The 17,082-nt window shown below is 70.1% G+C and carries 15 protein-coding genes and 1 tRNA gene; 12 read left to right on the top strand and 4 right to left on the bottom strand.

Going from position 1 to position 17,082, the window contains the following annotated elements; translation table 11 throughout:
• The first annotated feature begins 57 nt into the window (after nucleotides 1–57).
• From ACTHL4_RS05250 to ACTHL4_RS05225, 6 genes are all read left to right on the top strand, one after another.
• Complete coding sequence (locus ACTHL4_RS05250) at nucleotides 58–900, top strand: DUF4097 family beta strand repeat-containing protein (RefSeq protein ID WP_440281686.1); 843 nt, start codon at nucleotides 58–60, stop codon at nucleotides 898–900.
• A 67-nt stretch (nucleotides 901–967) separates the two neighbouring features.
• The gene (locus tag ACTHL4_RS05245; protein ID WP_440281685.1) at nucleotides 968–1,543 is read left to right on the top strand and encodes a helix-turn-helix transcriptional regulator; all 576 of its coding nucleotides are present in this window, start codon (nucleotides 968–970) and stop codon (nucleotides 1,541–1,543) included.
• A 216-nt stretch (nucleotides 1,544–1,759) separates the two neighbouring features.
• Nucleotides 1,760–3,082 (top strand): hemolysin family protein, encoded by a 1,323-nt coding sequence (locus tag ACTHL4_RS05240; RefSeq protein WP_440281745.1) that lies wholly within the window; start codon nucleotides 1,760–1,762, stop codon nucleotides 3,080–3,082.
• Nucleotides 3,079–4,107, top strand: a complete 1,029-nt coding sequence (locus ACTHL4_RS05235; RefSeq protein WP_440281684.1) for a hemolysin family protein — start codon at nucleotides 3,079–3,081, stop codon at nucleotides 4,105–4,107. Before ACTHL4_RS05240 ends, ACTHL4_RS05235 begins: the two co-directional genes overlap by 4 nt.
• 170 nt (nucleotides 4,108–4,277) lie before the next feature.
• Nucleotides 4,278–4,691 carry a VOC family protein gene (locus ACTHL4_RS05230; protein ID WP_440281683.1) on the top strand — a complete coding sequence of 138 codons (414 nt, stop codon included), beginning with the start codon at nucleotides 4,278–4,280 and terminating at the stop codon, nucleotides 4,689–4,691.
• Between the two features lie 188 nt (nucleotides 4,692–4,879).
• Complete coding sequence (locus tag ACTHL4_RS05225) at nucleotides 4,880–6,106, top strand: MFS transporter (protein WP_440281682.1); 1,227 nt, start codon at nucleotides 4,880–4,882, stop codon at nucleotides 6,104–6,106.
• A 36-nt stretch (nucleotides 6,107–6,142) separates the two neighbouring features.
• On the opposite strand, the gene ACTHL4_RS05220 is transcribed toward ACTHL4_RS05225, so the two are convergent.
• Both ACTHL4_RS05220 and ACTHL4_RS05215 read right to left on the bottom strand, forming a co-directional pair.
• The gene (locus ACTHL4_RS05220; protein ID WP_440281681.1) at nucleotides 6,143–6,781 is read right to left on the bottom strand and encodes a GntR family transcriptional regulator; all 639 of its coding nucleotides are present in this window, start codon (nucleotides 6,779–6,781) and stop codon (nucleotides 6,143–6,145) included.
• Entirely contained in the window at nucleotides 6,778–7,773 is a 996-nt protein-coding gene (locus ACTHL4_RS05215; protein WP_440281680.1) for an NAD(P)/FAD-dependent oxidoreductase, read from the bottom strand. The genes ACTHL4_RS05220 and ACTHL4_RS05215 overlap by 4 nt, the downstream gene beginning before the upstream one ends.
• 65 nt (nucleotides 7,774–7,838) lie before the next feature.
• Between ACTHL4_RS05215 and ACTHL4_RS05210 the strand changes: the two genes are divergently transcribed.
• Nucleotides 7,839–8,438 carry a helix-turn-helix domain-containing protein gene (locus ACTHL4_RS05210; RefSeq protein WP_440281679.1) on the top strand — a complete coding sequence of 200 codons (600 nt, stop codon included), beginning with the start codon at nucleotides 7,839–7,841 and terminating at the stop codon, nucleotides 8,436–8,438.
• Between the two features lies 1 nt (nucleotide 8,439).
• Here the strand turns inward: ACTHL4_RS05210 and ACTHL4_RS05205 are convergent, their stop codons facing one another.
• Nucleotides 8,440–9,222: a sugar phosphate isomerase/epimerase family protein gene (locus tag ACTHL4_RS05205; RefSeq protein ID WP_440281678.1), complete on the bottom strand. Its 783-nt coding sequence runs from the start codon at nucleotides 9,220–9,222 to the stop codon at nucleotides 8,440–8,442.
• A gap of 614 nt (nucleotides 9,223–9,836) precedes the next feature.
• Nucleotides 9,837–9,908 (bottom strand) — tRNA-Arg (locus ACTHL4_RS05200).
• A 160-nt stretch (nucleotides 9,909–10,068) separates the two neighbouring features.
• Between ACTHL4_RS05200 and lysA the strand changes: the two genes are divergently transcribed.
• From lysA to rho, 5 genes are all read left to right on the top strand, one after another.
• Nucleotides 10,069–11,427, top strand: coding sequence for a diaminopimelate decarboxylase (gene lysA, locus ACTHL4_RS05195; RefSeq protein ID WP_440281677.1), 1,359 nt, complete (start codon nucleotides 10,069–10,071; stop codon nucleotides 11,425–11,427).
• Nucleotides 11,428–11,431: 4 nt separating this feature from the next.
• Nucleotides 11,432–12,721 carry a homoserine dehydrogenase gene (locus ACTHL4_RS05190; RefSeq protein WP_440281676.1) on the top strand — a complete coding sequence of 430 codons (1,290 nt, stop codon included), beginning with the start codon at nucleotides 11,432–11,434 and terminating at the stop codon, nucleotides 12,719–12,721.
• Complete coding sequence (gene thrC, locus ACTHL4_RS05185) at nucleotides 12,721–13,809, top strand: threonine synthase (RefSeq protein WP_440281675.1); 1,089 nt, start codon at nucleotides 12,721–12,723, stop codon at nucleotides 13,807–13,809. Before ACTHL4_RS05190 ends, thrC begins: the two co-directional genes overlap by 1 nt.
• Nucleotides 13,810–13,836: 27 nt before the next feature.
• Nucleotides 13,837–14,769, top strand: coding sequence for a homoserine kinase (locus ACTHL4_RS05180; RefSeq protein WP_440281674.1), 933 nt, complete (start codon nucleotides 13,837–13,839; stop codon nucleotides 14,767–14,769).
• A gap of 202 nt (nucleotides 14,770–14,971) precedes the next feature.
• On the top strand, nucleotides 14,972–16,930 hold the full coding sequence (gene rho, locus ACTHL4_RS05175; RefSeq protein ID WP_440281673.1) for a transcription termination factor Rho: 1,959 nt from the start codon (nucleotides 14,972–14,974) through the stop codon (nucleotides 16,928–16,930).
• The last annotated feature ends 152 nt before the right edge of the window (nucleotides 16,931–17,082 follow it).

Raw genomic sequence — 17,082 nt, 5'->3', positions numbered from 1 at the left:
CATATCGCGTCTATTCTGAACGCGATATGTCGTGACCGACGGACAAGGAGAGGCGACATGGCGCAGGAGTGGGAACTCGACGGACCGAAGGTGCTCGACGTCGGCGGAGAGGGCGAGCGGGTCGACGCGCTCGCCGTCGCCCTGGTCGGCGGCCACGTCGACGTCGTCACGCACGACTCGCCGACCGCGCAGGTGGAGGTGCAGGAGGTGGTCGGTCCGCCGCTGAAGGTCACCTGGAACGGCCATAAGCTGAAGATCAGTCACGTCAAGCACAGCGGCGAGAACCTCTGGGCCAGCGTGAAGAACTTCGGCGGCTCCATGCAGATCCGCGCGCGGGTCGCGATCGCCATACCCCGGGACGCCCGGACCGACGTCAGCACCGTCAGTGCCGGGGCGGTGGTGAGCGGCATCCATGCGCGCACTTCGCTCAACACGGTCAGCGGTGACATCACGGCGGACGACATCGACGGCCGCATCGAGATCAACGGCGTGTCGGGCACGTTCGAGGGTCACAACCTGCGCGGTCGGCTCGAGGCCAACACCGTGTCGGGGAGTATGACGGTGCACGACAGCGTGCTCGACCCGATCGAGCTCAACGGTGTCTCGGGTGACATCACCCTCGATCTGACCAACCAGAGCGCCACGGTGGAGTCCAACACCGTCTCCGGTGACGTGACGGTGCGCGTGCCCGCCGGCGGCGGATACCGGGTCAACGTCTCCACGATGAGCGGCACCGCGATCGTCGACGGCGTCAAGCTCGGCGGCAAGTGGCACCGCGGGGGAGAGACCCGCGACGGTGACGAGTCGTTGCGGCTGTCGGCGTCGTCGGTGTCCGGGGATGTCGTGGTGCTGCGTGCGGCGGAGCGGCCGAACCGACCGTCGCTGGAGAAGGATCTCTGATGAGCGAGCGAAGCGAGCGAACAAAGGCGCAGTCGAAGAGCGAGACCCGACGGAGGAGGGGGTCGCTATGAGTCCGGTCTTCGCCCACGGGCAGTTGCGCCTGTATTTGCTGTCGTTGCTCAACGAGGGGCCGCGGCACGGCTACGAGATCATGCGTGATCTGGAGCAACGCTTCAACGGTCTCTACACGCCGAGCGCCGGCACCGTCTATCCACGGCTGGCCAAGCTCGAGGAGGAAGGCCTGGTCAGCCGCGGCGACGACGGCCGCAAGGTGACCTACACGATCACCGACGCCGGCCGGGCGGAGGTGGCGCGCCGGCAGGCCGACCTCGGCGACCTGGAGGACGACCTCGACCGGTCCGCCAGTCAGCTCGCCGACGAGGTGCGCTCGCGGGTCAAAGGTGAGGCCGCGGACCTGCGCGCCGAGCTCAAGGCGGCCGCGCAGGAGGCGCGCCGGGTCGCCCAACCGGCGACCGGTGAGCCGATGAGCGGCCGGGCGCGCGGGGAGTTCGAGCAGGCGATCAACGAGTTGCGGCAGAGCGCGCGCTCGATCCTGCGGTCGCGCAAGACCGCCGAGTCGGTGCGCGCCGAGGCGCTGCGGATCGTGCACGAAGCGAAGCGGCAGCTGGACCAGCTGAAGTAGCCACGGCGGTCGGCGCGCCCGCTGATCGAGTGTCGCGCGCGCCCGCTGATCGAGTGTCGCGTGCGCCCGCTGATCGAGTGTCGCGAGGGACGAGCGACGTATCGAGATCAAGGGCGTCGGCTAGCGCCTCGCCGCTACTCGACCAGCGTGTGCGTGCGCCGGGCGTTTCCGAATGCGGTCGGAACGCCCTACGCATGAAACTATGTCGCCAACATGTTGGTGCAATGGCTGCTCATCCTCGCCGGGGTCGTGCTGACCGTCGGCACCGCCCTGTTCGTCGCCGCCGAGTTCAGCCTGGTCGCGCTGGACCGGCCCACGGTGCAGCGTGCGGTCGACGAGGGCGACGCGCGTGCCGGCGTCGTGCTCAGCTCCCTGCGGCGCCTGTCCACGCAGTTGTCGGCGGCGCAGGTCGGCATCACGATCACCACGCTGGTGCTCGGTTACCTGGTCGAACCCTCGCTCGGCACGTTGCTGGAAGGTCCGCTGGAGTCCATCGGGGTGTCCGGCACCGCGTCCGCCGCGGTCGCCACGGTGCTCGCCCTGGTCATCGCCTCACTCTTCTCGATGATCTTCGGTGAGCTGATCCCGCAGTTCCTCGGCATCTCCGCCCCGCTGGGCGTCGCCAAGATCGTCGCCGGCCCGGTGCGCATCTTCGCGACCGTGACCAGGCCGTTGATCGTCATACTCAACGGATCGGCGAACGCCGTGCTGCGGCGGCTCGGCATCGAGCCGCAGGAGGAGTTGAGTGCGGCGCGCACGCCGCAGGAGTTGTCGTCGATGGTGCGGCGTTCGGCCGAGGCGGGCACCCTCGAGGAAGGCACCGCGCGGCTGCTCACCCGGTCGCTCGACTTCGGTGAGCGCACCGCCTCCGACGTGATGAGCCCCCGGGTGCGTTGTGTGTATGTCGAGCGCGACGCGACCGCTGCCGATGTGGTGGATCTGGCTCGTAGCACTGGTCATTCGCGATTCCCGGTCATCGCCGACGACTGGGACGACGTCGTCGGCGTGGTGCATGTGAAGAAGGCCATCGCGGTCCCGCAGGACCGCCGTGACGACGTGCCGGTCACGGCACTGATGATCCGGCCGGTGCTCGTGCCCGAGACGATGCTGCTCGACCCGCTGCTGCTGTTGCTAAGGGCCGGCGGCTTCCAGTTGGCGATCGTGGTCGACGAATACGGCGGCACCTCAGGCGTCGTCACGCTCGAGGACGTGATCGAGGAGATCGTCGGCGAGGTGAGCGACGAGCACGACCCGCGGGTCGACGTCAGCCGCCTGTTGCCGGACGGCTCCTGGACGGTGCCGGGACTCTGGCGGCCGGACGAGGTGCACGACCGCATCGGCGCGACCATCCCCGAAGGCGCCTACTACGAGACCGTCGGCGGATTCGTGATGGCTGCGGTCGGGCGCGTGCCGCAGGTCGGTGACGAGGTCGCGCTGCACGGGTGGACCGTGCGGGTGGTGGCCATGGACGGCCGGCGGGTTGACCGGGTCCGGTTGGCTCCCGTCATACCGGCCGACGAGGCGGAGGTTTCCGAATGAAGCTCTGGCTGTCGTTGGTCTTCCTGCTCGGCAACGCGTTCTTCGTCGGCGCCGAGTTCGCGGTGATGGCCGCGCGGCGCTCGCAACTGGAGCCGCTCGCGGCGGCTGGCTCCAAGCGGGCGAAGCTGAGTCTCGAAGCGCTGGAGAACGTTTCGTCGTTGCTGGCGTGCGCCCAGCTGGGCAACACCGTGTGTTCGGTGCTCCTGGGTGCGGTTGCCGAGGACGCGCTGCACCACCTGATCGAACCGCTTTTCACCGGCATCGGTGCGCCGGAAGGTTTGTCGACCGTCGTCGCACTGTTGCTGGCATTGCTGATCGTCGCCTACCTGCACGTCGTGCTCGGCGAGATGGTCCCGAAGAATCTCGCCATCGCCGGGCCGGACCGCGCCGCGCTGCTGCTCGCGCCCGCTCTGCTGTGGGTGACGCGGGTGCTGCGGCCGATCATCCGCGCGGTCGAGGCGATCGCGAAGTGGGCGGTGCGCCGCCTGGGTGTGGAGCCGAAAGACGAAGCGGCATCAGCGTTCTCGGCCGAAGAGGTCGAGCTCATCGTCGCCGAGTCGCAGCGTGAGGGGACGCTGCCCGAGGAGCAGTCCGCGCGCGTGCAGGGCGCGCTGGAGTTCACCGACCGGGTGGCCGCCGACGTCGCCGTGCCGGTCGACGAGCTGGTCACCGTGCAGGTCGGCGCGACGCCCGAAGACATCGAACGACTCGTCGCCAAACATGGCTTCTCGCGCTACCCGGTGCTGGATCGCCGCGGCGTCATCGCCGGTTACGTGCACCTCAAGGATGTGCTCTACGCGACCGACGAGGCGTATGCCGAACCGGTGCCCCCGCGGCGCATCCGGCCATTGGCGACCGTCGCGCCGTCCGACGAGGTGGACGACATGCTGGTGACGATGCAGCGCAGCGGTGCGCACCTCGCGCGCGTCGTGGACGACGCCGCCCAGCGGGTGCTGGGTGTGGTCTTCCTGGAGGACGTGCTCGAGGAACTCGTCGGCGAGGTGGAGGACGCCACCCAGCGGTGACCTGGCCGCTGGTGGCGTGTGTCACCGGCAACGGTCGCTGGTTGGCCAGCTCGCTGGTCGAGTAACGGGGGAGCGCAGCGGAGGAGTGTATCGAGACCCGAGCTGCCTGTCGGCACACCGGATGTCGCACCCCCGGACTAGCGTGAATCCTCCCGATCGAGGAGAAGCTCATGCCGGCATACCCCGTCCTGCTGCACACGGCGATCGATGCGCGCGACTGCCGCGGGCTGGCCGAGTTCTACCGCCGGCTGCTCGGCCTGCGCTATCGCGCGGGTGATGCACCGCCGGCTGACGGCGAGGTGGATCACGCCGACTGGTTGGTGCTGGTCGACGACGCCGGTGAGCGCGTGCTGGCGGTGCAGGAGAAGGCGGACACGACACCGCCGACCTGGCCGTCCGAGGACGTGCCGATGCAGCTGCACCTCGACTTCGGCGTGTCCGGCGTCGCCGAACTCGAACGGCATCGGGACCGTGCGCTCGAGCTGGGCGCGCGGGTGCTGCACGACCGCTCGGAGGACGACGACGAGCCGCTCTACGTGCTGGCCGATCCGGCCGGTCACCCTTTCTGTCTGCTGGTGCAGTAGCCCGGGCGTTATCGCGGGTCGTGGACGCCGAGGCAAGCAGCGGCGCACTGCCCGGCGCGCTGCAGGCCACACAGTTTGGTATACCATTCTGTCGTGACTGACACCCGCATGACCTGCCTTCGCGCCGGTACCGGGCCGGCGGAGGTGCTCCACTGATCACCGAAGCCCTCGCCGAACCGCCCACCGCGGTGCGCCCGCGCACCGGCGGCCCGCTGTCCTCCCTGCGCGGCAACCGCACCTTCCGCTACCTGTGGCTGTCCAACCTTTTCTTCTTCGGCGGCGTGTGGACTCAGACCCTGGTGATGGGCTGGCTCGCGTTCCACCTGACCGGCTCGGATCTGCTCGTCGCGGTCTTCACGGCCGTGCGGCTCGCGCCCCTGCTGCTCGGCCCGATGAGCTGCGCGATCGCGGACCGGCACAACCGCGTGCTGCTGCTGACGCTCGCGTGCGGATGGGCGGCGACCGTCGCGGCGCTGGTGGCCGCGCTGGGCTCGTTCGGTGCCCTGTCCTACGGCGTGCTCGTGGTCGGCGGTCTCGCCATCGGCATCGCGCAGTCGCCATCGCAACCGGCACGCGCCTCGCTGGTCTTCGACCTCGTCGGGCAGGAGAGCATCTCCAACGCCAACGCGCTCAATGCGTTGGCATTGAACATGACTCAGGTCTTCGGCCCGGCGCTCGGCGGGGTGATGATCGCCGCGATCGGAGCACCGGCGGCACTATGGGTGTCGGCGGGCTGGTACGCAATCTCCCTGCTGCTGCTCATCCCGTTGCGCGGTGCCGGCACGATCGCCGCACCCGCCGGCGAGCACGAGTCCGTGCTCGCCTCCGTCGTCGGCGGACTGCGGACGATCGGGCGCAATCGGCTGGCCGTCGCCATCCTGCTGGTGACCGTCTCGGCCAACCTGATGCTCTGGCCGATCTTCCAGACGTTCATGCCGGTCTTCGCGGACGAGGCTTTCGGGCTGGGCCCGGCGGGCCTGGGCAGCCTGCTCACCTGCAGCGGGATCGGCGGCCTCATCGGGTCGCTGATCATCGCCGCGCTCGGCGACTTCCGTGCCAAGGGGGCGTTCTTCGTCGTCGGCACCGGTCTCTGGGCGGTCGGCTGGGCGCTGTTCGCCTGGGCGCATTCGCCCGCGCTCGGCTTCGTGCTGATGGCCTGGATCGGTATGACGAGTGCCGCGTTCGCCGTGCTGCAGACGACCCTGCTGCTGATCACGACCGACCGATCCGTCCACGGCCGGGTGCTCGGGTTGCAGGAACTGGCGATCGGCGTCATGCCGGTCTCCACGCTCGCGCTCGGCGCGATCGCCGAACGGGTCGGCGTCGGTCTCACCACCTTCGGTGCCGCGTGCGGTCTGCTGCTCGCCCTCGCGCTGATAGGCGTCCGGGTGCCGAGCATGCTGCACATCCGTTAGGCCGCCGAGGCCGGCGACGCACCGGCCGTATGACGCTCAGCGGCCGCTCGCAGTGGGCGAAAGACCTGTGTCACCAAGGTGATTCGCCGCCAGGGCGGCCACCTCGTCGAGATCGCGGCGGGCGATGGCGGCATACAGCGCCTGGTGCTCCAGGGCGACGTGCAGCAGGTCGTCGTGCTGTGCCATCAGCCAGCGCATCCGGCTGCGCATCGTCTGCATCCACTCGCACAGCAGCAGATTGCCGCTGAGCTCGGTGACCACCTCGTGGAAGTCGGCCGCGGCCCGGCGCGCCTCGATCGGGTCGTCGGCACGTGCGGCGGCCAGCTCAGCCTCGACGGTGGAGCGCAGCTGCGCCAGCCCGGCGGGTTCATGGCGCTGTGCCGCCAGCCGGAACGTCAACGGTTCGACGGCGGAACGCACTTCGTTGAGGTCGGCCACGTCACTCGGGGTGAACTCGCGCACCACGGCCCAGGTCCGTGGCCGCAGGGTCACCAGCCCCTCCGCCTCGAGCACCTTCAGCGCCTCGCGGACCGGCACCCGGCTCACCGCGAGCTCCTCGGCGATGTCCCGCTCGACGAGCTTGCTGCCCGACACGCGCACTCCGTCGAGGATCTCGTCGCGCAGCCGGCGGATCACCCGGGCGGACTCGGGCTCGCTGTCGATCGTCGGACTCACCCGGGCATCTTCGCACTCTCCGGCCTGGCCGTCGGGGCAGCAGCGCCGCGAGCGGCGAGCTGCGTCTCCGCCATGGCGAGCTCGGCGTTCAGCTGGGCGCCCGCCATGGCGCCGGCCGCCGCGGCGGCTCCCACCTGGGCCGACAGGTCGGTCACATTGCCCGCCGCCCACACGCCGGGCACGTCGGTGCGGCCGACCGGATCGGTGGGCACGTGGGTGCCCATGCCGGAGGGGTGCTCGGCCAGGGTGAGGCCCAGCGCCGTGAACAGGCCGGCGCCGCGAGCGACCAGGTGCGTTCCTGCCGCGATCACCTCGCACGGCACCACCCGACCGTCGTCCAGGGTGACACCGCGGATCGCGTCGTCTCCGGTGACGACGGAACGCACCGCGCCGTCGACGATCCGCACGCCGCGAGCGCGCAGCTGGTCGAGTTGTTCCGTCGGCAGGTCGATCCCGTTGCGCAGCAACACGATCCGGTCGGACAGCTGTCGCCACAGGACGGCCGAATGGAAGGCCATCGGCCCGGTGGCCAGGACCGCGATCGCCCGATCGCGCACCTCCCATCCGTGGCAGTAGGGGCAGTGCACCAGGTCGCGCCCCCACCGCGCGGCGAGCCCCTCGACGGCGGGGAGCTCGTCGGTCAGGCCGGTCGCCAGCAGCAGCCGACGTGCCTGGGTGGCACGGCCGTCCGCCAGGCTGACGGCGAAGCCGGTGTCGTCGCGACGCACATCGCTCACCTCGCCGGCGAGCACCACGCCTCCGTACCGGCGCACGTCGGCACGGCCACGGCGCAGGTATTCCGCCGGTGGCGTCCCGTCATACCCGAGCAGGCCGTGGACCGCCGGCGCGGGCGCGTTGCGGGGCGACCCGGAGTCGATGACCGCGACCGAGCGCCGCGAACGCGCCAGCATCAGTGCGCCACTCAGTCCGGCGGGGCCACCGCCGATCACCAGAACGTCGAGATCAGTGGGCAGTTCGGCAGTTGTCGTCATACAAGCAGCGTGCGCTGCACAGCGGGTGATGGCAAACAGTGTTGCCAATATGGCAAGCTGGTCGTATGGCGACAACGGATCTCGAAGCTGCGCTCACCGCGGTGGGCCCTCGACTACGGCAACTGCGCGAGCAGCGCGGACTGACGCTCACCGAGGTCGCGCTGAGCACCGGTGTCGCGGTGAGCACCCTGTCCCGGCTGGAGTCCGGCGGCCGGCGACCCACCCTGGAGCTGCTGCTCCCGCTGGCGGAGATCTATCGGGTGACGCTCGACGAGCTGGTGGACGCACCGCCCACCGGCGACCCGCGGGTCAACCTGCGGCCGGTCACCGTCCACGGCATGACGATGGTCCCGCTGAGCAGCCGCCCCGGCGGGATCCAGGCCTACAAATTCGTCATACCGGGGCGCACGAGTCGCCAGCAGCCGAGCCTGAAGACCCACGAGGGCTACGACTGGATCTACGTGCTGACCGGCAACCTGCGGCTGGTGCTGGCCGACCACGACCTGGTGCTGCGGGCCGGCGAAGCGGCGGAGTTCGACACCCGCACGCCGCACTGGTTCGGCGCGGCAGACGAGCAGCCGGTCGAATACCTCAGCCTCTTCGGCAAGCAGGGGGAGAAGGCGCACGTGCGAGCCCGTCCCCGCGCGGCGGCGGTCGGCGACTGACTCAGCGCGGTTCGACGAGCCACGAGCGCAGCGTGGCGACCTCCTGGGACAACACGGCGGGGTCGTCGTCCGGCACGAACTCCAGCAGCAGGTCCCGCGGCCGGCACGTGTCGTCCAGCAACGCCAGCACCTGCCGCCACAACGGCGCACGATCGGTCAGCGGTAGCCGCTCGATCTGCGGCCACCAGGAGAAGACGTGCACGGCGCAGACGTCGTCCGCCAGCGTCCGCAGCCCCGCCACCGCTTCCGCCGCGGGGTCACCGACCCGCGGCTGCCAGTAGGTCGCGAGGTTGGGATGGTCGACCTCGCGCAGCAGCCAGGCGGTCGACTCGACCGTGTCGGTGAGCGTCCCGCCGTGGAACTCCAGCCCGATGAGTATGTCGTGGGCGGCCCCCACCTCGGCGGCGTGCCGCAGCGCCCGGACCACCTGCTCGCGCTGGGCCGGTGACGACTCCGCCGAGCCGTGCGCGCCGGCCCAGACCCGGATCCGCGGCGCACCGAGCCGGGCGGCGGCCTCGACCAGTTGCTCGATCGACGGGTCGGTCTGGGCGCCGGGACGCCAGTAGGTGCCGTAGGACGCCACCGTCATACCGGCGTCCAGGGTCCGGTGCCGTACCTCGTCCAGGACGTCCGGTCGGTCGGCCGGCGCATGGACGTCCGAGCCCCACTCGATCCGGCGGATGCCGGCGTCGGCCGCGATGGCCAGCAGTGCGGTGGGGGACAGCCGGCGGAAGGTGATCGAGCACAGCCCGATGCGTTCGGTCCAGGCGTCGCGGCTCGTCATACGACCACGGTAGCCAGCGGTGCGTGGCACGCGGACACGCCACCGGCCCGCGGGCCTGGCTGGTTTCGGCGACCGTTGCTGGTTGTGTACGCGGGCGGGGCGCGGACCTGCGAATTGCCGGCGACCGTTGCTGGTTATGTACGCCGTCGGGCCGTGCGTCTGACCGTTCCGGCGACCGTTGCCGGTTAAGTACGCCGATGGGCCTCGAATGCGTCCCGTTCCGGCGACCGTTGCCGGTTAAGTACGCCGATGGGCCTCGAATGCGTCCCGTTCCGGCGACCGTTGCCGGTTAAGTACGCCGATGGGCCTCGAATGCGTCCCGTTCCGGCGATCGTTGCCGGTTAAGTACGCCGATGGGCCTCGAATGCGTCCCGTTCCGGCGATCGTTGCCGGTTAAGTACGCCGTACCCCCGTCGGCGCCTCGTCCGACCTCGTTCCTCGGTCGTCCGACGCGCCTGTTATTTCTGCCCGGGGTACAAAAAAACCAGCAGCAAGCTGCTGGCATTTTGTACCCCCGTCGGCGCCTCGTCCGACCTCGTTCCTCGGGCGTCCGACGCGCCTGTTACTTCTGCCCGGGGGTACAAAAAAACCAGCAGCAAGCTGCTGGCATTTTGTACCCCCGGCAGGATTCGAACCTGCGCTCCCGCCTCCGGAGGGCGGTGCTCTATCCCCTGAGCTACGGGGGCGTGCGGCGAACCGCGCTCCGCAACATTAGCAGTCGCAGGACGCTCGCTTCGAATCGACAGCAGGATCGGTGACGACGCTCGCCCGCTCGGTGCGGATGGGCGGTGTTCATCCGCCGGACGTGCCGGTATGCCGCGACCGCTCCGCCGTATCGTGTCGCCCGTGACTTCCGCCACCACGCGACTTGCCGCCCACGTGTGGCCGTCCGGGCTCACCGAGACCGCCGACGGCGAGCTTGCCCTGCAGGGGATCACCCTGCGCGACCTCGCGACGACGTACGGGACGCCGGCATACCTCGTCGACGTGCCCGATCTACTCGTGCGCGCGCGGGCGTTCCGGGACGAGTTCGCGGCCGCGTTCGAGGCGATCGGTACCACGTGCGACGTCTTCTACGCCGGCAAGGCCTTCCTGTGCTCGGCGCTGGTGCGGTTGCTCGACGCGGAGGGTCTCAGCCTGGACGTGTGCACCAGCGGCGAACTCGCGGTCGCCGCCAAGGCCGGCTTCCCGGGGGAACGCACCGGCATGCACGGCAACAACAAGTCGGTCGCCGAGATCGAGGCGGCCGTCGACCACGGTGTCGGCCGGATCATCGTGGACTCGCTGGAGGAGATCGACCGGGTCGTCGCCACGGCGCGCAGCCGCGGCACCCGCGTCGGAGTGATGCTGCGGGTCAAGACCGGCGTCGAGGCGCACACCCACGAGTTCATTGCCACCGCTCACGAGGATCAGAAGTTCGGCTTCAGCCTTGCCGGCGGCCAGGCCGCGGAGGCGGCGGCCGCAGTGTTGGGCCACCCGGACCAACTGCAGCTGCTCGGCTTCCACTCCCACATCGGGTCGCAGATCTTCGACTCCGACGGCTTCCGGGTCGCCGCCCAGCGCCTCATCGCCATGCAACTGCAGATCGCCCAGCAGCACGGGGTGGTGCTGCCCGAGCTCGACCTCGGCGGCGGCTTCGGCATCGCGTATGTGCCCGAGGACGAGCCGCTGTCTCCGCGCGAGATGGCCACCCAGCTGGCCGCCATCGTCCGGGCGGCCTGCGAGGACGCGCAGACCCCGGTGCCGCGGGTGTCCATCGAGCCCGGTCGGGCGATCATCGGCCCCGCCGGGATCACGCTCTACGAGGTCGGCACGGTCAAGCCGGTGCAGGCCACCGACGAACTCACCCGCACCTACATCTCCGTCGACGGCGGCATGAGCGACAACCCTCGGCCCGCGCTCTACCAGGCGGATTACCTTGCCACGCTTGCCAGTCGGCGCAGCGACGCGCCGACGACCCAGTCCCGGGTGGTCGGCAAGCACTGCGAGTCCGGCGACATCGTCGTCCGCGACCAGCAGTTGCCGGCCGACATCGCCCCGGGTGACCTGCTCGCGGTGGCGGCCACCGGCGCCTACTGCCGCGCGTTGTCCAGCCAGTACAACCACGTCACGCGGCCGCCGGTGCTCGCCGTGACGCCGGAGGGTGTGCGCACCTGGCTGCGACGCGAGACCATTGACGACCTGTTGGCCCTCGAAGGGGAGTAAACGCATGGCCAAGCCACTGAGGGTTGCGCTGCTCGGCTGCGGAGTGGTCGGCAGCGCGGTCGCCCGCCGGCTGACCGAGGACGCTGCCGACCTGGCAGCGCGCGCCGGCGCCCCGCTCGAACTGATCGGTGTCGCAGTCCGTGACGTCAACAAGCCGCGGCCCGAATCCGGCGTGCCCGCAGCGCTTTTCACCACCGACGCCGAGTCGCTGGTCGCCGACGCCGACCTCGTCGTCGAGCTGATGGGCGGCATCGAGCCGGCGCGCTCGCTGCTACTGCGGGCGATCGAGCACGGCGCCGCGGTCGTCACGGCCAACAAGGCGCTGCTCGGATCCGACGGGCCCCGGTTGTATGCCGCGGCCGATGCACGCAACGTCGACCTGTCCTTCGAGGCGTCGGTGGCCGGCGCCATACCGCTGCTGCGTCCGCTGCGCGAGTCGCTCGCCGGTGACGACGTGCATCGGGTGATGGGCATCGTCAACGGCACCACCAACTACATCCTGGACAAGATGGATCGCACCGGGGCGGCACTGGAGGACGTGCTCGTCGAGGCCCAGCAACTGGGCTACGCCGAGGCGGACCCGACCGCCGACGTGGAGGGGCACGACGCGCAAGCGAAGGCGGCCATCCTGGCGTCGCTGGCCTTCCACACCCGTGTCTCGACCGACGACGTGCACTGCGAGGGGATCATGGGCGTCACCGACGCCGACATCCGCGACGCGCGCAAGATCGGTTGTGTCGTCAAGCTTCTCGCAATCTGCGAGCGGTCCGCCGACGGCGTCAGCGCCCGGGTGCATCCCACGCTGGTGCCTCGCTCACACCCGTTGGCGTCGGTGCACGAGGCGTTCAACGCCGTCTTCCTGGAGACCGAGCTCGCCGGAGAGCTGATGTTCTACGGTCAGGGTGCCGGAGCCGCACCGACGGCGTCCGCCGTGCTGGGCGACCTGGTGCAGGCAGCCCGTCACCGCGTGGTCGGCGGGCACGGCCCCCGCGAGTCGGCATACGCCGAACTCCCGGTGCTGCCGATCGCCCGCACCAACACCAGCTACTTCATCCGGCTGGACGTGCTGGACCGGCCCGGTGTGCTGGCACGGGTTGCGAATGTCTTTGGCGCACATGATGTTTCGATCGAGAGCATGCGCCAGGGCGTCCGCCGGTCGGAGGACGGCCTGGCGATCCTGCACCTGGTCACCAATCAGGCAACCGACGAGTCGCTGAAGGCGACGGTCGATGGGCTACGCACATTGGACGATGTGCACGAGGTCAGCTCCGTGCTGCGTGTGGAAGGACTGTAATGGCAACGCAATGGCGAGGCGTGATCCACGAGTACGCCGATCGACTGCCGTCCTTGACGGGCGCCCCGGTGGTCACTCTGGGTGAGGGCGGCACGCCGCTGATCCATGCCGAGTGGCTCAGCACACACGTCGGTGCCGACGTGCACGTGAAATACGAAGGCCTCAATCCCACCGGTTCCTTCAAGGACCGCGGTATGACGACCGCGATCTCGGCGGCGGCGAAATCGGGTGCCAAGGCAGTGATCTGCGCCTCCACCGGCAACACCTCCGCCTCGGCGGCGGCATACGCGACCAAGGCCGGTATGACGTGCGGCGTGCTGGTGCCGGAGGGGAAGATCGCCATGGGCAAGCTCGCCCAGGCCATCGCGCACGGTGCGCAGCTGCTGCAGGTCGACGGCAACTTCGACGACTGCCTGACCCTCGCCCGCAAGCTCGCCGAGGCCTACCCGGTGGAGCTGGTCAACTCGGTCAACCCGGCTCGCATCGAGGGCCAGAAAACCGCCGCGTTCGAGGTGATCGACGTGCTCGGCGATGCACCGGACATCCACTGTCTGCCGGTTGGGAACGCCGGCAACATCACGGCGTACTGGAAGGGCTACCGCGAATCTGCTGAGATGCCAACAGGTTCCGACGGTGCAGCGAGCCGCACGCCGCAGATGTGGGGATTCCAGGCTGCCGGCGCAGCGCCCATCGTGAAGGGGCACCCGGTGGACGAGCCCGACACCATTGCGACGGCCATCCGGATCGGCAACCCGGCGTCCTGGCAGCAGGCGATCGCGGCTCGCGACGAGTCGGACGGGCTGATCGACGCGGTCACCGACGAGCAGATCCTGCACGCACACCACATCATCTCCAGCAAGGAGGGCATCTTCGTTGAGCCCGGCTCAGCGGCGAGCATCGCCGGCCTGCTGCTGATGCACGAGCGCGGTGCCATCCCCGCGGGCGCCACCATCGTCTGCACGGTCACCGGGCACGGTCTGAAGGACCCGCAGTGGGCGTTGCAGGACCAGAGCGGCCAGCAGGTGCAGCCGACGAAGGTTCCGGTGGACGCCGTGAGCGCCGCGCGGGCCCTCGGCCTGGAAGGCTGACCGGGGCCCGATCCGATGGATTCACAAGTGCTTTCGCCCGGCGCGTCCGTCACCGTCGAGGTACCCGCCAGCAGCGCCAACCTCGGCCCCGGCTTCGACTCGATCGGCTTGGGGCTGGCAATCACGGACACGGTCCGGGCGACCGTCGGCGGGGCCGGCCTGCGCATCTCGGTCGAGGGCCAGGGGGCGGCGGACGTGCCGACCGACGGCACCCACTTGGTGTGGCGGTCCGCGCAGACGATGTGGCAGCGGCTCGGCATCGAGCCGCCCGCCGGCCTGACTCTGCACTGCCGCAACGGGATTCCGCATTCGCGCGGCCTCGGATCCTCGGCCGCCGCGATCGTCGCCGGTATGGCGACAGCGCTCGCGCTGGTCCGCGGTGACGGTCTCGCGACTGCGGCCTCGCTGTCGATGCTGAGCAGCCTCGCCGGCGAGGTCGAGGGGCACCCGGACAACGCGTCCGCCAGTGTCTACGGAGGACTGACCGTGTCCTGGGCCGACGACGAGGGCGCCGGCTGGCGGACCGTGCGCCCGGCCCTGCACCCGGCCGTGGACGTGGCGCTGCTGTTGCCCGAAGCGACGCTGTCGACGGACTCCGCGCGGGCCGCGCTGGGCGACGCCGTCTCGATGTCGGCCGCGGCGTCGACCGCGGGCCGGTCCGCCCTGCTCGTCCACGCACTCACCCAGGAGCCGGAGTTGCTCCTCCCGGCCACCCGGGACTGGCTGCACCAGGAGCCTCGCAGGGCGTCATACCCGCAGAGCATGGCGGTCGTGGACCGGTTGCGCGGGCGGGGGCTCGCGGCGACGATCTCGGGCGCCGGGCCCGCCGTGCTGGTGCTCGGTGCGGGCGAGATCCTGGTCGGCGCGGACGACCTGCCGGCGGGCTGGCAGGTGCCGCGGCCGGGGATTGCCGCGTCGGGTGTGCGAGTCGTTTCGCATTCGGCACCCCACACGGTGTAAGTTGGGCAGTGCATCGACGGCCCAAGCCGACCGCGTGACAGTCCTGTCCCGGAAGTCGATGTCTCACCGCAACGTTCCTCACCGATTCCTGTCGGCAGTGCACGTGCCGGTGATGTGAGAGTTACTTCGCTTGAGAAGCAACGATTTTTGGCATACCCCACACCGGTCGTAGCACCGGACGAACGAGGGGGAAGGAACCTTCGTGACCGAAACCACCGAACTCTCCGCGGCGCCCGCTTCGAGCTCCCAGGGCAACCTGAGCACGATGAAGCTGGACCAGCTCAAGCAGCTCGCGGTGACCATGGGCATCAGCGGCACCTCCAAGATGCGCAAGAGCGATGTCCTCGCGGCGATCCGCGACCGCGGCGGCGACCACAAGCCGGCCGCCGAGAGCACCGGCGCTCCGCGCCGCTCGCGCCGGGCGACTGCTGCGCCTGCCGCCCCCGCCGAGGCGGCCCCCGCCGAGACGGCCCGCACCCAGCCGGCCCCCGTCGAGGCCCAGTCCGCCGACACCACGCCTGAGACCGCGCCGGCCGAGAAGCCCGCGGAGCAGAACGCATCGCAGGGCGACCGCGGTGAGCGCGCTGACCGCTCGCACGACCGCGGCAACCGGGGAGACCGCGGCAACCGCCAGGGCGAGCAGGAGCCCGGCAACGACCGTTCCGGCGAGCGCAACAACACCGAGCGCAACAACACCGAGCGCTCCGGCGACCGCAACGATCGCTCGAATGATCGCTCGAATGATCGCTCGAACGACCGCGGCAACCGGCAGGCGGCCAACGACGGCGACCGCCAGGGCAACAACCGGCAGGGCGACAACCGCGGCAACAACCGCAACGACCGCAACAACAACGACCGGAACAACGACCGGAACGACCGGAACAACGACCGCTGGAACGACGACGGTGGCAACGGCCGGGGCCGGCGTCGCCAGCGCGGCCGGGACCGCAAGCGCGGCCGCGGCCGCGGCGACGACTTCGGCGACGTCGACACCCAGGTGCGCGAGGACGACGTCCTGGTGCCGGTGGCCGGCATCGTCGACGTCCTCGACAACTACGCGTTCGTGCGCACCAGCGGCTACCTGCCGGGCCCGAACGATGTCTACGTGCCGCTGGGCATGGTCAAGAAGAACGGCATGCGCAAGGGCGACGCGGTCACCGGTGCGATCCGTGCGCTCCGCGAGGGCGAGCAGCTGCCGAGCCGGCAGAAGTTCAACGCCCTGGTGCGCGTGGACACCGTCAACGGTATGACGCCCGAGCAGGCCAAGGAGCGCGTCGAGTTCGGCAAGCTCACCCCGCTCTACCCGCAGGAGCGGCTGCGCCTGGAGGACGACCCGAAGCACCTGACCAACCGGGTCATCGACCTGGTCGCGCCGATCGGCAAGGGCCAGCGTGGCCTGATCGTCGCACCGGCCAAGTCCGGTAAGACCATGGTCATGCAGGCGATCGCCAACGCGATCACCACCAACAACCCCGAGTGCCACCTGATGGTCGTGCTCGTCGACGAGCGTCCCGAGGAAGTCACCGACTTCCAGCGCTCGGTCAAGGGCGAGGTCATCTCCTCGACCTTCGACCGTCCCGCCACGGACCACACCGAGGTCGCCGAGCTCGCCATCGCGCGGGCCAAGCGCCTGGTCGAGCTCGGCCAGGACGTCGTGGTGCTGCTGGACGGCATCACCCGCCTGGGCCGTGCCTACAACCTGGCAGCGCCCGCCAGCGGCCGCATCATGTCCGGTGGTGTCGACTCGGCAGCCCTCTACCCGCCCAAGAAGTTCTTCGGCGCCGCCCGCAACATCGAGAACGGCGGCTCGCTGACCATCCTGGCGACCGCGCTCATCGAGTCCGGCTCCCGCATGGACGAGGTCATCTTCGAAGAGTTCAAGGGCACCGGCAACTGGGAGCTGCGCCTGTCGCGTCAGCTCGCCGAGCGTCGCATCTACCCGGCCGTCGACGTCAACCAGAGCAGCACCCGCCGCGAGGAGATCCTGCTCGGCAACGACGAGCTGAAGATCATGTGGAAGCTGCGCCGCGTGCTGGCCGCGCTCGACTCGCAGCAGGGCATCGAGGTGCTGCTGGACCGGTTGAAGAAGACCGGCTCCAACACCGAGTTCTTGATGCAGGTCCAGCAGACCAGCTCCATCACGCTCGACGACGAGGACTGAGCCTTCTCGCTGCGCTCCTCGCAAGACAGGGACGGGGGGGGGCGGGGGGCGCCAGGTGCGGGGGGGGCAGGGGGGGGGGGGGGGGGGCGGCACGCAGCAGAAACTGGGCGTGGGGGGGGGGGCGGGCCGCCGAGGGGGGGACGGGCCGGGCG

It is taken from the genome of Flexivirga sp., from assembly GCF_051955415.1.
Taxonomy (GTDB): domain Bacteria; phylum Actinomycetota; class Actinomycetes; order Actinomycetales; family Dermatophilaceae; genus Flexivirga.
The sequence above is the reverse complement of the archived record's forward strand: the minus strand, read 5'-3'. Positions and strand labels throughout refer to the sequence as shown.

Coding starts and splice junctions, on each gene's coding strand:
- thrC (WP_440281675.1), top strand. CDS start 12,721: ATGGCAACGCAATGGCGAGGCGTGATCCACGAGTACGCCGATCGACTG.
- ACTHL4_RS05245 (WP_440281685.1), top strand. CDS start 968: ATGAGTCCGGTCTTCGCCCACGGGCAGTTGCGCCTGTATTTGCTGTCG.
- ACTHL4_RS05250 (WP_440281686.1), top strand. CDS start 58: ATGGCGCAGGAGTGGGAACTCGACGGACCGAAGGTGCTCGACGTCGGC.
- ACTHL4_RS05235 (WP_440281684.1), top strand. CDS start 3,079: ATGAAGCTCTGGCTGTCGTTGGTCTTCCTGCTCGGCAACGCGTTCTTC.
- ACTHL4_RS05210 (WP_440281679.1), top strand. CDS start 7,839: ATGGCGACAACGGATCTCGAAGCTGCGCTCACCGCGGTGGGCCCTCGA.
- ACTHL4_RS05190 (WP_440281676.1), top strand. CDS start 11,432: ATGGCCAAGCCACTGAGGGTTGCGCTGCTCGGCTGCGGAGTGGTCGGC.
- ACTHL4_RS05215 (WP_440281680.1), bottom strand. CDS start 7,773: ATGACGACAACTGCCGAACTGCCCACTGATCTCGACGTTCTGGTGATC.
- ACTHL4_RS05230 (WP_440281683.1), top strand. CDS start 4,278: ATGCCGGCATACCCCGTCCTGCTGCACACGGCGATCGATGCGCGCGAC.
- ACTHL4_RS05205 (WP_440281678.1), bottom strand. CDS start 9,222: ATGACGAGCCGCGACGCCTGGACCGAACGCATCGGGCTGTGCTCGATC.